General features: G+C 72.3%; 11 protein-coding genes. 8 read left to right on the top strand and 3 right to left on the bottom strand.

The features are described from left to right. The first annotated feature begins 10 nt into the window (after nt 1-10). From ACFYON_RS13330 to ACFYON_RS13315, 4 genes are all read left to right on the top strand, one after another. Nucleotides 11-991, top strand: a complete 981-nt coding sequence (locus ACFYON_RS13330) for a sugar ABC transporter permease (protein ID WP_354865323.1) — start codon at nt 11-13, stop codon at nt 989-991. A gap of 105 nt (nt 992-1,096) precedes the next feature. Further along, nucleotides 1,097-1,897, top strand: coding sequence for a carbohydrate ABC transporter permease (locus ACFYON_RS13325; protein WP_354865982.1), 801 nt, complete (start codon nt 1,097-1,099; stop codon nt 1,895-1,897). Then, nucleotides 1,894-3,327 carry a GH1 family beta-glucosidase gene (locus ACFYON_RS13320; RefSeq protein WP_354865321.1) on the top strand — a complete coding sequence of 478 codons (1,434 nt, stop codon included), beginning with the start codon at nt 1,894-1,896 and terminating at the stop codon, nt 3,325-3,327. The genes ACFYON_RS13325 and ACFYON_RS13320 overlap by 4 nt, the downstream gene beginning before the upstream one ends. 83 nt (nt 3,328-3,410) lie before the next feature. Then, nucleotides 3,411-4,457, top strand: a complete 1,047-nt coding sequence (locus ACFYON_RS13315; protein WP_354865319.1) for a LacI family DNA-binding transcriptional regulator — start codon at nt 3,411-3,413, stop codon at nt 4,455-4,457. Nucleotides 4,458-4,478: 21 nt separating this feature from the next. On the opposite strand, the gene ACFYON_RS13310 is transcribed toward ACFYON_RS13315, so the two are convergent. Both ACFYON_RS13310 and ACFYON_RS13305 read right to left on the bottom strand, forming a co-directional pair. Next, complete coding sequence (locus ACFYON_RS13310) at nt 4,479-5,690, bottom strand: acyl-CoA dehydrogenase family protein (RefSeq protein WP_354865317.1); 1,212 nt, start codon at nt 5,688-5,690, stop codon at nt 4,479-4,481. Next, nucleotides 5,691-6,764 (bottom strand): phosphotransferase family protein, encoded by a 1,074-nt coding sequence (locus ACFYON_RS13305; RefSeq protein ID WP_354865315.1) that lies wholly within the window; start codon nt 6,762-6,764, stop codon nt 5,691-5,693. A 149-nt stretch (nt 6,765-6,913) separates the two neighbouring features. On the opposite strand from ACFYON_RS13305, the gene ACFYON_RS13300 reads away from it, so the two are divergent. Continuing rightward, nucleotides 6,914-7,618 (top strand): amino acid-binding protein, encoded by a 705-nt coding sequence (locus ACFYON_RS13300; protein ID WP_354865313.1) that lies wholly within the window; start codon nt 6,914-6,916, stop codon nt 7,616-7,618. Nucleotides 7,619-7,698: 80 nt separating this feature from the next. Beyond that, on the top strand, nt 7,699-8,787 hold the full coding sequence (locus ACFYON_RS13295) for a GNAT family N-acetyltransferase (protein ID WP_354865311.1): 1,089 nt from the start codon (nt 7,699-7,701) through the stop codon (nt 8,785-8,787). A 176-nt stretch (nt 8,788-8,963) separates the two neighbouring features. On the opposite strand, the gene ACFYON_RS13290 is transcribed toward ACFYON_RS13295, so the two are convergent. Further along, nucleotides 8,964-10,529, bottom strand: coding sequence for an aldehyde dehydrogenase family protein (locus ACFYON_RS13290; RefSeq protein WP_354865309.1), 1,566 nt, complete (start codon nt 10,527-10,529; stop codon nt 8,964-8,966). Between the two features lie 427 nt (nt 10,530-10,956). Between ACFYON_RS13290 and ACFYON_RS13285 the strand changes: the two genes are divergently transcribed. Both ACFYON_RS13285 and ACFYON_RS13280 read left to right on the top strand, forming a co-directional pair. After that, complete coding sequence (locus ACFYON_RS13285; RefSeq protein WP_354865307.1) at nt 10,957-13,827, top strand: glycoside hydrolase family 9 protein; 2,871 nt, start codon at nt 10,957-10,959, stop codon at nt 13,825-13,827. Between the two features lie 202 nt (nt 13,828-14,029). After that, on the top strand, nt 14,030-14,327 hold a 298-nt coding region (locus tag ACFYON_RS13280), incomplete at its 3' end, for an endo-1,4-beta-xylanase (protein ID WP_354865305.1).

The raw sequence follows: 14,327 nt of genomic DNA, 5'->3' as shown, positions 1-14,327 counted from the left end.
AGGACTCCCCATGAGCCTCGACCTGCACGCCGCGGCGCCGCCCGAACCCGGCCCGCCGCGCGCCGCCCGTCATTCGCGCCGCCGTTCCGCCTCCCTGACGCGCCTGGACCTGAAGTACTCGCCGTACCTGTACGTCCTGCCGTTCTTCGTGATCTTCGCCGTGTTCGGCGTGTACCCGATCGCGTACACGGTCTGGATCGCGCTGACCGACCGGTCGCCGCTGAACTCGACGATCTCCTTCGTCGGGATGGACAACTTCGTCGAACTGATCACCCAGGACCCGCAGTTCTGGAACGCGGTGGTCAACACCTTCGGCATGTTCCTGCTCTCCACGGTGCCCCAGTTGCTGCTGGCGCTGATGCTCGCCAACGCGCTGAACCGGAAGCTGCGCGCGCAGACGTTCTTCCGGATGGCCATCGCGATGCCGATCATCACCTCGACCGCCGTGGTCGCGCTGATCTTCTCGATGATCTACGCCAAGGACTTCGGCCTGGTCAACTGGCTGCTCGACAGCGTCGGCCTGGATCCGATCGACTGGCGGGCGAACCGCTTCGCCTCGTGGTTCGCCATCTCCACCATGGTCGACTGGCGCTGGGTCGGCTACAACGCGCTGATCTACCTGGCCGCCATGCAGTCGATCAGCAAGGACATGTACGAGGCCGCGGCGCTGGACGGCGCCTCCCGGCGGCGCCAGTTCTGGTCCATCACGGTCCCGCAGCTGCGCCCCACGATCATCTTCACGCTGATCATCTCCACCATCGGCGGCCTCCAGTTGTTCACCGAGCCCCTGCTGTTCACCAGCGGCTCGGGCGGTCTCTCCGGCGGTTCGGAGGGCCAGTTCCAGACCATCACGATGTACCTGCTCGACGTGATGAACCAGCGCTTCAGGTGGGGTTACGCCGGAGCGGTCGCGCTCGTGCTCTTCGTGCTCATCGCGTTGATGTCGGCGATCAACTACCTGCTCGCCCGCCGCATCAGCTCCGACAAGTGAGGTGACGAGATGACGACCACCGCCGTCCGCCCGCCCACCCGGCAGAGCCCGCCGGTGAAGACCACCCATCGGGCCGAGCGGCTCTGGAAGGCCAGCCCGCTCACCATGATCGGCCTGATCTTCGGCGTGCTGCTCTCCCTGTTCCCGTTCTACTGGATGATCGTGATCGCCAGCCGGACGAACGACGCGGCCAACTCCTGGCCGCCGCCGTTCCTGCCCGGCGGCAAGCTCGGCGAGAACATCGAGCGGGTGCTCGCCAACAGCGACGCCAACATCGTCAAGGGCCTGATGAACTCGTTCCTGGTCTCCGGGACGATCACCGTCGCGACCGTGTTCTTCGGCTCGCTGGCCGGCTTCGCGTTCGCCAAGCTGCGCTTCCGGGGCAAGAACGCGCTGCTGCTGATCATCCTCACCTCGATGATGGTGCCGATCCAGCTCGGCGTGCTGCCGCTGTACATCCTGATGGCCAAGCTCGAGTGGCTGAACACGATGCCGTCGGTGACCGTTCCGTTCCTGATCGGCGGCTTCGGCATCTTCATGATGCGCCAGTACGCCGAACAGGCGGTACCGAACGAGTTGATCGAGGCTGCTCGGGTGGACGGCTGCTCCACGTGGCGGGTGTACTGGCACGTGGTGGTCCCCGCGCTGCGTCCGGCCGCCGCGGTGCTGGGTCTGCTGACCTTCATGGAGCAGTGGAACCAGTTCTTCTGGCCGTTCGTGGTGCTGGCGGACCCGTCCAACCCGACCGTCCAGATCTCGCTGCGCAGCCTCAACACCGCCTACTTCGCCGACAACTCGCAGATCTTCGCCGGTACGTTGATCGCGACCCTGCCCCTGTTCATCGTGTTCGTTCTGTTCGGCCGCCAGATCATCGGCGGCATCATGGAAGGCGCCGTCAAGTCGTGAGCAACCCAGCAAGCCCGCCTGCCGTCGGCGTCCTCGACGCCGGTCCGGCCCTCACCTTCCCGCCGGACTTCCTCTGGGGCGCGGCCACCGCCGCGTACCAGATCGAGGGCGCGGCGACAGAGGGCGGCCGTGCCCCGTCGATCTGGGACACGTTCAGCCACACCGAGGGCCGGACGGTGGCCGGGCACACCGGCGACGTGGCGTGCGACCACTACCACCGGATGCCGGACGACGTGCGGCTGATGGCCGACCTGGGCCTGCGGTCGTACCGCTTCTCGGTGAGCTGGCCCCGGGTGCAGCCGGGCGGCACGGGCGGGATCAACCAGGAGGGCATGGACTTCTACCGCCGGTTGATCGACGAGCTGCTCGGCCACGGCATCGAGCCCTGGCTGACGCTCTACCACTGGGACCTGCCGCAGCCGCTGGAGGACGCGGGCGGCTGGCCGGCCCGGGACACCGCCGGCCGCTTCGCCGAGTACGCCCACCTGGTCGCCGAGGCGCTCGGTGACCGGGTGAAGTACTTCACCACGCTGAACGAGCCGTGGTGCTCGGCGTTCCTCGGCTACGGCTCGGGCGTGCACGCGCCGGGCCGCTCGGACGGCGCGGACGCGGTCCGGGCCGGGCACCACCTGATGCTCGGGCACGGCCTGGCCGTGCAGGCGGTACGCGCGGCCCGCCCGGAGGCGCAGATCGGCATCACCGTCAACCTGTATCCGGTCACCCCGGCCACCGGGTCGGCGGCGGACGCCGACGCGGCCCGCCGGATCGACGCGCTGGCGAACCGGTTCTTCCTCGACCCGGTGCTGCGCGGCGCGTACCCGGAAGACCTCGTGGCCGACCTGCGCGGCGTCACCGACATGGGGCACGTGCGCGACAGCGACCTGGCGACCATCTCCACCCCGCTGGACATGGTCGGGGTCAACTACTACAGCCGGCACGTGGTGGCCGCCCCGGTCGAGGGCGCGGAGCCGGAGCCCTACTGGCGGGCGCCGTCCTGCTGGCCGGGCAGCGAGGATGTCCGGTTCGTCACCCGGGGTGTCCCGGTGACGGACATGGACTGGGAGATCGACGCCCCCGGCCTGGTGGAGACGCTGGAGCGGGTCCACCGGGAGTACACCGACCTGCCGCTCTACGTCACCGAGAACGGCTCGGCGTTCGTCGACGAACTCGTCGACGGCCGGGTGGACGACCCGGACCGGCTGGCCTACTTCTCCGCGCACCTGCGCGCGGCGCACGCCGCGATCGAGGCCGGCGTGCCGCTCAAGGGCTACTTCGCCTGGTCGCTGATGGACAACTTCGAGTGGGCCTGGGGCTACACGAAGCGGTTCGGCATGGTCTATGTCGACTACGACAGCCAGGCCCGGATCGCGAAGTCAAGCGCCAGATGGTACGCCGACGTGATCCGACGCAACGGACTGCCCGCACAATAAGCTGGGCCAGCCAGTAACGGGCGGCCCGGCGCCGACGCCCCAATCGGTGCCGGGTCCGCCCGACCGTCGGAGGAGCACAGACGATGACAACGCAGCGCACCCGGTCGCTCGGGCGTCCGACCCTCGACGCGGTCGCGGCTCGCGCCGGCGTCGGGCGCGGCACGGTCTCCCGCGTGGTCAACGGCTCGCCGCAGGTCAGCCCGGAGGCGCGGGCCGCCGTCCAGCAGGCCATCGCCGAGCTGGGGTACGTCCCGAACCGCGCCGCCCGTGCGCTGGTCACCCAGCGGACCGACTCGGTGGCCCTGGTGGTGTCCGAGTCGGGGGAGCGGGTCTTCACCGAGCCGTTCTTCGCGGCCATCGTCCGGGGTGTCAGCTCCGGGCTGGTGGAGACGCCGATGCAGCTCTGGCTGGCCATGGTGCAGTCGCCGATCGAGCGGGAACGGGTGGAGCACCACCTGACCAACCAGCACGTGGACGGCGTACTCCTGCTCTCCCTGCACGACTCCGACCCGCTGCCCACGCTACTGGAGGAGCGCGGCCTGCCGACGGTGCTCGGTGGCCGCCCGGCCCGGATGCTGCACCCGAACGCGCAGCCGGCCTGGTTCGTCGACATGGACAACGTCGGCGGCGCGCGGCAGGCGGTCGAGCACCTGTTCCGCAAGGGCCGCCGGCGGGTCGCGACCATCGCCGGCCCGCAGGACATGGGCGCCGGCCTGGCCCGGCTCTCCGGCTACCGGGAGGCCGTGCGCGCGGCCGGCGGCCGGGTGGATCCAGGCCTGATCGCGTACGGGGACTTCAGCGAGGGCAGCGGCACCGCGGCCATGCGCCGGCTGCTCGACGTCTGCCCGGAACTGGACGCCGTGTTCGTCGCCTCCGACCTGATGGCCTTCGGCGCGCTGCGCGCGTTGCGCGAGGCCGGCCGCCGGGTGCCCGAGGACGTGGCGGTGATCGGCTTCGACGACGCGCCGATCGCGCGCCAGGCCGAGCCGCCGCTGACCACCGTGTTCCAGCCGGTGGAGGAGATGGGCCGGCAGATGGCCCGGCTGCTGGTCTCCCGCATCCGCGGCGAGGAGGTCCCCTCCCCGCACGTGCTGCTGGACACCGAACTGATCCACCGGGCCTCCGCCTGACCCATCCCTCGGCCGCGGCGGTCAGGCCCAGCGGCGCAGCTCGCGGCGGGCCAGCGACGCGCGGTGGACCTCGTCCGGGCCGTCGGCCAGGCGCAGCGTGCGGGCCTGTGCCCACAGCTCGGCCAGCGGGGTGTCCTGGCTGACCCCGGCCCCGCCGTACGCCTGGATGGCCTTGTCGATCACCCACTCGGCCATCAGCGGCGTAGCGATCTTGATGGCCTGGATCTCGGTGTGCGCGCCCTTGTTGCCGACGGTGTCCATCAGCCACGCGGTCTTGAGCACCAGCAGGCGGGCCTGCTCGATCCGCACCCGGGACTCGGCGATCCAGTCGCGTACCACGCCCTGCTCGGCGAGCGGACGACCGAACGCGACCCGGTCGAGGGCTCGCCGGCAGAGCAGTTCCAGGGCCCGCTCGGCCATGCCGACCAGGCGCATGCAGTGGTGGATCCGGCCGGGGCCGAGCCGGGCCTGGGCGATGGCGAAGCCGGTGCCCTCCTCGCCGATCAGGTTGTCCGCCGGCACCCGTACGTCGGTGAAGTCGATCTCGGCGTGCCCGCCGTGCGAGGCGTGGCTGTAGCCGAAGACCCGCATCCCGCGCCGTACCGTCACGCCGGGGGTGTCCCGGGGGACCAGGATCATGCTCTGCTGGCGGTGCCGGTCGGCGTCGGGGTCGGTCTTGCCCATCACGATGAAGATCTCGCAGCGCGGGTCCATCGCCCCGGACGACCACCACTTGCGGCCGTTGATCACGTAGTGGTCGCCGTCGCGGGTGATCCGGGTGGCGATGTTCGTGGCGTCGGAGGAGGCCACCTCCGGCTCGGTCATGCAGAACGCGGAGCGGATCTCCCCGGCCAGCAGCGGCGTGAGCCACTGCTTGCGCTGCTCCTCTGAGCCGAACTCGGTCAGCAGCTCCATGTTGCCGGTGTCCGGCGCGGCGCAGTTGAGCGCCTCCGGCGCCAGGTGCGGGCTGCGGCCGGTCAGCTCGGCCAGCGGCGCGTACTGGAGGTTGGTCAGCCCGGCGCCGTAGCGGGCGTCGGGCAGGAACAGGTTCCACAGCCCGCGTTCCCGGGCCTGCGCCTTCAGCTCCTCCATGACCGGCGGGCGGGCCCACGCGTCGCCGGCGGCGAGCACCTGCTCGTGGTGCACCGGCTCGGCCGGGTACACGCACTCGGTGAGGAACGCCTCCAGCCGTTGCCGCAGCTCGACCGTCCGGTCGTCGTACGCGAACTCCATCTAGCTCTCCCTCACCGCGCGCAGCCCGTGTGCCACGAGCGGCGCCACCATGTCGCCGATCCGGTCGAAACCCTCGCCCAGCGTCTGCCCGAGCGTGTGCCGGTAGTGGATGCCCTCGCAGATCACCGCGAGCTTGAAACAGCCGAGCGCCACGTGCCAGTGCAGCGGGCCGACGTCGACGTCACTGCGCCCGGCGTACCGCTCGATCAGTTCGGCGCCGGTGGGGAAGCCGGCGCGCGGCCCGATGCCGTCGGCCACCGGGTTGCCCTCGCCGTGGTCGCTGTCGCCGAGCACGTCCCAGTACGTCAGCAGCAGGCCGAGGTCGGCCAGCGGATCGCCGAGCGTGGCCATCTCCCAGTCGAGCACCGCCCGCACGGCCACCGGGTCGACGGTGGCGAGCAGATTGTCCAGCCGGTAGTCGCCGTGCACGATCCGGCCCGCGTTCGCGCCCTCGGGCACGCTGGCGGCCAGCGCGTCGCGCAGCTCGTCGATGCCGGGCAGCGGCCGGCTGCGGGACCGGTCGAGCTGGCCGGCCCAGCGGCGTACCTGCCGGGCCAGGTAGCCCTCCGGACGGCCGAAGTCGGCCAGCCCCACCTCGGCCGGCTCGACCCGGTGCAGCGTGGCGAGCGTGTCCATCATCGCCATCGCGAGGTCGCGCCGCTGGGCGCCGGTGAGCGCGTCGGTCTGCTCCCGCCGCCGGTAGACCTCGCCGTCGACTTTCGCCATCAGGTAGAACGGCGCACCGACGACGCTGTCGTCGGCGCAGAGCAGCAGCGCCTCCGGCACCGGTACGCCGGTCGGCGCGAGCGCCGAGATCACCCGGTGCTCCCGGGCCATGTCGTGCGCGGTGGCCAGCACGTGTCCCAGCGGCGGCCGGCGCAGCACCACCTCGCGGTCACCGGCGCGGAGCAGGTAGGTGAGGTTGGACTTGCCGCCGGCGATCAGCCGGGCCGACAGTGGCCCGCTCAGGTCCGGCCGGTGGACGGCCAGATGGGCGGCGAGCCGGTCGAGGTCGAGCCCGCGCGGGGCCGGACCGGTCGAGGGCGCGGCGACATCGGCGGCCGGATCGGTCATCCGATTAGTTGATGGCAGCTCAGCTTTGTTGTCAAGGTCGGGTTTTCCCGGCGGGACATGCACCTGCAACAGGGGCGAAATGGTCAGCCGGCAGGCTGGGCCCCAGCCTGCCGGCGCTCCGCCGGCCCGCCGAGCGGAGGGGATCAGACATGCTGCTGAGAGTTCGGGTGACCCTGCCGGACCGTCCGGGCACGCTCGGCCAGGTGGCCCGCACACTCGGCGTCTCCGGCGCGGACATCGTGCAGGTGGTGGTGCTGGAACGGCTCGGCGGCCGGGCGGTGGACGACTTCACCGTGGTCTGGCCCGGTGCGGCGCGGGTGGAGCGGATGCTCGCCGGGCTGGCCGCGATACCCGGCGTCCGGGTGGACGGCGTGTGGCGCGCGATCGGCGCGCCCACCACCACCGGTCAGGACGCCGAGCTGCTCGCCCAGGTGGCGGCCAACCCGGTCGACGGGATGGCCACGCTTGTCGACGCGGTGCCGGGGCTGCTCGCCGCGGACTGGGCGGTGGCCGCCGTCGTACCCCTGGACTGGGCCTCACGCAGCGGCGAGGCCGGCGTCGCGGCCATCGGGCACGCGAGCTGGCGGGCGCCGGCGCCGCCGCGCCTGCCGGAGGTGACCCCGCTGCGGGCGCGCGCGATGAGCAGCCCGGAGGGGCACCACTACGCGGTGGCGCCGTTCGGCCGGGCCGGGCTGGTGCTCGTGGTCGCCCGCGACCACAGCGAGCCGCTCACCGCCGCCGGGTTCCACTCCACCGAGGTGGACCGGCTCGCCCAGCTCGTCCGCGCCAGCGCGGTGATCCTCGGTGACCGGCTGGATCTGGTCGGCACGCCGCCCGTGACCACCGTCACCTGACCGGACGGCCGGCGTCACCCCGGGGCAACGGGCCCGCAACAGGCGGACGGCATGGTCGGTGCCGAGGAAGGGAGACAACCATGGCGCTGTGGCGGATCCGAGCCACCGTGGACGACCGGCCGGGCTACCTGTCGGTGCTCACGGCGAGCCTCGCGTTGCGCGGGGTCAACATCCTCAGCGTGCAGGTGCACACCACCGAGGCCGGCGCGGTCGACGACTTCCTGGTCGACGCGCCCGAGCAGGTGACCGAGGCCGAGCTGCGGGCCGCCGTGGAGCGGGGCCGGGGGCGGGACTGCTGGGTCGCGCGCAGCGGGGCGCGCGGGCTGGCCGACGAGCCGACCCGGCTGCTCGGGCTGGCCGGGCGGCTGGTCCGCGACCCGGACGCGACCGGTGAGGTGCTGCGGACGCTGCTCGGCGCGGACGCGGTGAGCTGGCGTCCGACGTCCCCCGCCGCGCCGGGCGGGGTGGGCGGCACCACGATGGTGCTCGCCGACCCGGCCGGCGGCGCCCACGAACTGCACCGGCGGGAGCCCAGCTTCACCCCGGCCGAGTACGCCCGCGCGCAGGCCCTGGTCGAGCTGGCGGCCACGCTCGCCCGGCGGGACGCCGACCGGATCACGCTGGTGCTGCCGGACGGCGGCGAGGTGTCGGTGCGGGCCGCGACCGCCGAGGACGTCCCCGGCGTACGCGAACTGCACGGCGCCTGCTCGGCGCGCAGCCGGCAGCGGCGCTACCTGAGCGGGGCGGCGGACCCGTCGCCGGCCCGGCTGCGCCGGCTGCTGGAGCCGGCCCGGGGCGTGACCCTGCTCGCCACGGCGGGCTCCGGCGGGGCGGCGGAGCCGGTCGTGGCGATGGCGAACCTGCTCGGCGAGGGCGACGAGGCCGAGGCGGCGCTGCTGGTCCGCGACGACTGGCAGCGCCGGGGCCTCGGCTCGGCGCTGCTGCGCCGCCTGCTGGGCCACGCCGACCGGGCCGGATACGCCGCCGTGCTGCTGCACGTGCAGGCCGAGAACAGGCCGATGCTGCGGACGCTGCGCCGGCTGGACCGGCCGGTGGCGATGGAACGCGACGGCAGCGTGCTGACCGCGACGCTGCCGCTGGCCCCACGGCCGGCGGTCGAGCCGGCCGCGCGGGCCGAGGTGACGGTGCCCGCGCAGCGGTCGAGTTGAGCTGACGGCCGACCGGCCGGACCCCGGAGGTGCGCCGCAACGGCGCGGCACACCCGAGAGGTCCGGACGGGCGGCCGGAACCGGCGCGGTCACGCGCCACCCGGGCCGACCTCCGATACGGAGGACGGTGACACGGCGGGGCTCCCGGTGCGGGGGCCCCGCCCGTCTGTGTGCGGTCAGGTGGCCGGGTAGCTGCTGTAGTCGGGGAAGTTGCCGTAGAGCCGGCCGTCACCGCCGACGGTGACCGCCTGCACGAGCAGGTCGCCGCCGACGAACGCGCCCTTCCAGGACGCGCCCCGGCCGCCGAACGGCTCGTCCCGGTCACCCCGGGAGCGCGGCTTGTTGATGCCCACCTTGAACGCCTGGAGGTCCACTGCCAGCTTGCCGGCGAGTTCCTCGTCGTCGCAGGCGAGCGACGCGACGAGCGCGCCGTTGGAGGCGTTCATCTGGGCCAGCAGCTCGTCGGTGGTGTCCACCACGACGATCGTGTCGACCGGGCCGAACGGCTCGGCGTGCATGAGGCGGGACCGGCCGGGCGGGGCCAGCAGCACGGCCGGGGCGACGTACGCGGACGTGTCCTGCCCGTCCAGGAACGGCGCGCCGTCCAGCTTGCCGCGGTGCAGCGGCACGGCGCCGCCGCGTACCGCCTCGTCGACCTTGCGGCGCAGCTCGTCGGCCTTGGCGCCGCTGATCAGCGGCCCGAAGTCCAGCTCCGGCAGCGGGTCGCCGGCCCGCCACGTCTCGTCCACCGCGAGTGGGTGGCCGAATCGGATCGAGCGGACCACCGGCAGGTACATGTCGAGGAACTCGTCGACCAGGTCGCGCTGGACCACGAACCGGGGGTACGCGGTGCAGCGCTGCTTGCCGTACTCGAAGCCCTTGCGCAGGTGTGCGGCCAGCGTGTCCCACTGGGAGTAGTTCCAGATGCCCCAGGCGTTCAGGCCCTCCTGCTCGATGAAGTGCCGCTTGTCGCAGTCGAGCAGCGCGGCGGCGACCTTGCCGCCGTTGGAGCGCCCGCCGACGAACGCGACCGCGCCGATCTCCGGCGCGCGGACCAGCACCTCGGACAGTTCCTCGCCGCTGCCGGACAGCAGCGTGGCGGGCAGCCCGGCGCGGCGCATCAGCGCGTGCGCGACGGTGAGGCAGACCGCGCCGCCCTGCGACGGCGTCTTGGCGATCACCGCGTTGCCGGCGAGCAACTGCACCAGCTCGGCGTGCACCAGCACGCTCATCGGGTAGTTCCAGGAGGCGATGTTGCTGACCGGGCCGGGCAGCGGCTCCCGGCCGTCGGCGAGCATCCGCTCGATCTCCTGCACGTACCAGCGCACGCCGTCCAGCGCGCGGTCCACGTCGGCGCAGGCCAGCCGCCACGGCTTGCCGATCTCCCAGACCAGCAGCAGGGCGAGCAGGTCGCGGTGCGCGGTGAGCGCGTCGACCGCGTCGGTGACCCGGGCTGTGCGCTCGGCCAGCGGGGTCTGTGCCCACTCCCGGTGCGCCGCGGCGGCGTGGGCGACGGCGGCGCGCGCGGTGTCGGCGTCGAGCCGGGCCAGGCCGACCAGCACCGTGTTGTCCACAGGGGTACGGACGGCGGTGGGCGTGCCGAGCGCGCGCCAGTCGCCCTGAACGAGGTTGTGCAGCGTCGTGGCGCCGTCGGGGCCGGTGCCGAACGCCTCGGGTGTGGCGGCCACCGCCCGGGCGAGCGTGTCGGACCAGGAGGTGCCTTCGGCGAGTCGTAGAGCCATCGCGATCTCCTCAGTGTCGTCCGGGGAGCGGCGGCGTCGATGGCACCGCAGGTCAGGCGTACTGTCCCGCGGGGCCGAACAGCCGGGCAACCGTACGCTCGTATGCCAGGACGGCCGAGCCGCCGCCGGTGCCCTCCCGGACGCATTCGACATCGCGACGATGCTCCTGAGCTGGGAAAGAGCGGGCTCTATATCCATACGCATCTATGATGTGATCCAGCTCCCGATGGTTACCCATGAGTACGCCCGGGTGTCCCGGATCAGCGCCCTCTTCCCCTGTGATGAACGGCGCATTACATTGTCGTTTATCCATGGGAGCGCTCCCGAGGCTTCCCGGGTACCCACCACCACCGCCACGCGGCAGCCGGAGCCCCGAATCCCCGTCCCGCTCCGGCTGCCGCACTGGCGCCAGTCACAGGAGCTCGCCATGCCCCGTCCGATTCCGCCACCAGGAGGCCGGTCCCGGCTCCGCCGGCTGTTCGCCGCCGGCGCCGCGCTGGCCGTCGGCCTGGCCACGGCCGTCGCCGCCCCTCCGCCCACGTCCGCCTCCGCCGCGCAGGCCGCGCCCGCGTTCAACTACGCCGAGGCGTTGCAGAAGTCGCTGTTCTTCTACGAGGCGCAGCAGTCCGGCCGCAAGCCCTCCTGGAACCGCGTCTCCTGGCGCGGCGACTCGGCGCTCACCGACGGCGCCGATGTCGGCGTCGACCTCACCGGCGGCTGGTACGACGCCGGCGACCACGTGAAGTTCGGCTTCCCGATGGCGTTCAGCGCCACCATGCTGGCCTGGGGCGCGGTCGAGTACCGCGAGGGGTACGTCGCGTCCGGCCAGCTCACCCACCTGCTGAACAACCTGCGCTTCGTCAACGACTACTTCGTCAAGGCGCACCCCGCCGCGAACGTCCTCTACGGACAGGTCGGCAAGGGCGACGACGACCACAAGTGGTGGGGACCGGCCGAGGTGATGCCGATGGCGCGGCCCGCGTACAAGATCGACGCGAGCTGTGGCGGCGCGGACCTGGCGGGGGAGACGGCGGCCGCGATGGCCGCCTCGTCGATGGTCTTCCGGTCCACCGACGCGGCCTACGCGGACAAGCTGCTCGGCCACGCCAAGCAGCTCTACACGTTCGCCGACACGGTGCGTAAGAGCTATCACGAGTGCATCACCGACGCGACGAGCTTCTACAAGTCGTGGAGCGGCTACCAGGACGAACTGGTCTGGGGCGCGATCTGGCTGTACCGGGCCACCGGCGACGCCACCTACCTCGCCAAGGCCGAGAGCGAGTACGACAAGCTCGGCACCGAGCCGCAGTCCACCACCCGCTCCTACAAGTGGACCATCGCCTGGGACAACAAGCAGTTCGGCGCGTACGTGCTGCTGGCGAATCTGACCGGCAAGCAGAAGTACGTCGACGACGCCAACCGGTGGCTGGACTACTGGACGGTCGGCGTCAACGGGCAGCGGGTGCCGTACTCGCCGGGCGGGATGGCGGTCCTCGACTCGTGGGGTGCACTGCGGTACGCCTCGAACACGGCGTTCGCCGCGCTGGTCTACAGCGACAAGACCACCGACACCACGCGCAAGGCGCGCTACCACGACTTCGCCGTCCGGCAGGTCAACTACGCGCTCGGTGACAACCCGCGCAACTCCAGCTACCAGATCGGCTTCGGCGCCAACTCGCCGCGCAACCCGCACCACCGCACCGCGCACGGCTCCTGGTGGGACAGTCAGACCGTACCCACCGAGACCCGGCACGTGCTCTACGGCGCGCTGGTCGGCGGCCCGTCGGCGGCAAACGACGCGTACACCGACAGCCGGTCGGACTACGTGATGAACGAGGTGGCCACCGACTACAACGCCGGCTTCACCTCCGCGCTGGCCCGGCTCACGAACGAGTACGGCGGCAGCCCGCGCGCCGGCTTCCCGTCCGCCGAGACGCCCGACATGGACGAGATGACCGTGGAGACCACTGTCATGCAGGCCGAGCCGCGTGCCACCGGGCTCAAGGCGATCGTCTACAACAAGTCGGCGTTCCCGGCCCGGGCGCTGACCACCGGTAAGTTCCGGTACTACTTCCGGCCCGACGGCACCGGCCCGGTCACCGTGACCCCCGGCTACACCCAGGGCTGCCCGTCGCCGTCGACCGCCAAGCAGTTCTCCGGCGACATCTGGTACGTCGAGGTCGACTGCACCGGCTACACCATCGCGCCGGCCGGGCAGTCGCAGCACCGGATGGAGGTCCAGTTCAAGATCGGGGTGCCGGAGGGCGGCACCTGGGATCCGACGAACGACCCGTCGTACCAGGCCACCGCCGGCCCGAACCGCAAGGTGCCGCTCTACTCCGGCGGCGTGCGCGTCTGGGGCGAGGAGCCGGGAACGGCCACCCCGGACACCACCGCGCCGAGCGTGCCCGGCGCGCCTGTGGCGTCCGCCGTCACGTCCAGCGGACTCACGCTGACCTGGGCCACCTCCACCGACACCGGGGGCAGCGGCCTGGCCGGGTACGAGGTGACCCGTACCTCGGCGGGCGCCGACCCGGTCGTCACCGCCTCGACCGGGGCCACCCTGGCCGTGACCGGACTGGCTCCGGAACGGACGTACCAGTTCACCGTGCGGGCGCTCGACGGCGCCGGCAACCGCTCGGCGGCGTCGGCGGCGCTGGCCGTCACCACGCCGGCCGGCCCGGCGCCGGACACCACCCCGCCGACCGCGCCCGGCACGCCCACCGCCTCCGCTGTCGGCGCCACCGGCCTGACCCTGACCTGGGGCCCGGCCACCGACGCCGTCGGGGTCACCGGCTACCGCGTCTACCGCGGCGGGAACGTCCTGGTCGGCTCCACCGCCGGCACCACGCTGGCGGTGACCGGGCTGACCGCCTCCACCACGTACACCTTCACGGTGGTCGCGGTGGACGCGGCCGGCAACGTCTCGCCCGCGTCGCCCGGCGTCACGGTGACCACCACGGCCCCGCCGGCCGGCGGCGGCTGCGCGGTGACCTGGACGGCGAACACCTGGGACACCGGGTTCACCGCGAACATCACCGTCACGAACACCGGCACCACGGCGATCAACGGCTGGACGCTGGCGTTCACGTTCCCGAGCAGCGGGCAGAAGGTCGGGCAGGCGTGGTCGGCGAACGTGACCCAGACGGGCGCCGAGGTGACCGCCTCGAGCCTGTCCTACAACGGGACGATCGCGGCGGGGGCGTCGACCAGCTTCGGCTTCAACGGCACGCACACCGGCAGCACCGCGAGGCCCGCCGCCTTCACGCTGAACGGCTCCGCCTGCACCGTCTCCTGACCGTCGGCGCGGCGTGGCCGGTACCGCACCCGGGTGACCGGCCACGCCACACCCTCCCGGCCAGAGCTTTTCCGAAACGTTTCCGAAACACCATTGTCCCAGTCGGTGCCGGATGAAAGCATCGATGAAATTAGATTTCCCAACCGAGACGTCCAGTCGTCCCGCCCCGACGGCCTGGGTGTCGGCCAATAAGGAGGCCGAGATGGTAATGAACCCATCCGTACATCGCGGCGGGAGTCGGCGACGGCGATCGCCCGCCGTCCGGGCGCTGCTCGCCGGCGCGGTCAGCGCCGTGACGGTGGCCGCCGTCGCGGTGATGATGCCGTCGGCGAACGCCGCCGCGTCCACGCTCGGCGCGGCCGCCGCGCAGTCGGGCCGGTACTTCGGCACGGCGATCGCGGCGGGCCGGCTGAACGACTCGACGTACAGCACGATCGCGGCGCGTGAGTTCAACATGATCACGGCCGAGAACGAGATGAAGCCGGAGGCGCTCCAGCCCA

Origin of the sequence: Micromonospora sp. NPDC005686 (genome assembly GCF_042871665.1) — a bacterium.
Lineage (GTDB): Bacteria > Actinomycetota > Actinomycetes > Mycobacteriales > Micromonosporaceae > Micromonospora.
Note: the sequence above shows the minus strand (reverse complement) of the source record. Positions and strands in the feature narration are given on the sequence as shown.

Excerpts from the sequence above, each read along its gene's own strand:
- ACFYON_RS13330 (WP_354865323.1), top strand. The coding sequence starts at position 11 with ATGAGCCTCGACCTGCACGCCGCGGCGCCGCCCGAACCCGGCCCGCCG.
- ACFYON_RS13325 (WP_354865982.1), top strand. The coding sequence starts at position 1,097 with ATGATCGGCCTGATCTTCGGCGTGCTGCTCTCCCTGTTCCCGTTCTAC.
- ACFYON_RS13315 (WP_354865319.1), top strand. The coding sequence starts at position 3,411 with ATGACAACGCAGCGCACCCGGTCGCTCGGGCGTCCGACCCTCGACGCG.
- ACFYON_RS13310 (WP_354865317.1), bottom strand. The coding sequence starts at position 5,690 with ATGGAGTTCGCGTACGACGACCGGACGGTCGAGCTGCGGCAACGGCTG.
- ACFYON_RS13305 (WP_354865315.1), bottom strand. The coding sequence starts at position 6,764 with ATGACCGATCCGGCCGCCGATGTCGCCGCGCCCTCGACCGGTCCGGCC.
- ACFYON_RS13300 (WP_354865313.1), top strand. The coding sequence starts at position 6,914 with ATGCTGCTGAGAGTTCGGGTGACCCTGCCGGACCGTCCGGGCACGCTC.
- ACFYON_RS13295 (WP_354865311.1), top strand. The coding sequence starts at position 7,699 with ATGGCGCTGTGGCGGATCCGAGCCACCGTGGACGACCGGCCGGGCTAC.
- ACFYON_RS13290 (WP_354865309.1), bottom strand. The coding sequence starts at position 10,529 with ATGGCTCTACGACTCGCCGAAGGCACCTCCTGGTCCGACACGCTCGCC.
- ACFYON_RS13285 (WP_354865307.1), top strand. The coding sequence starts at position 10,957 with ATGCCCCGTCCGATTCCGCCACCAGGAGGCCGGTCCCGGCTCCGCCGG.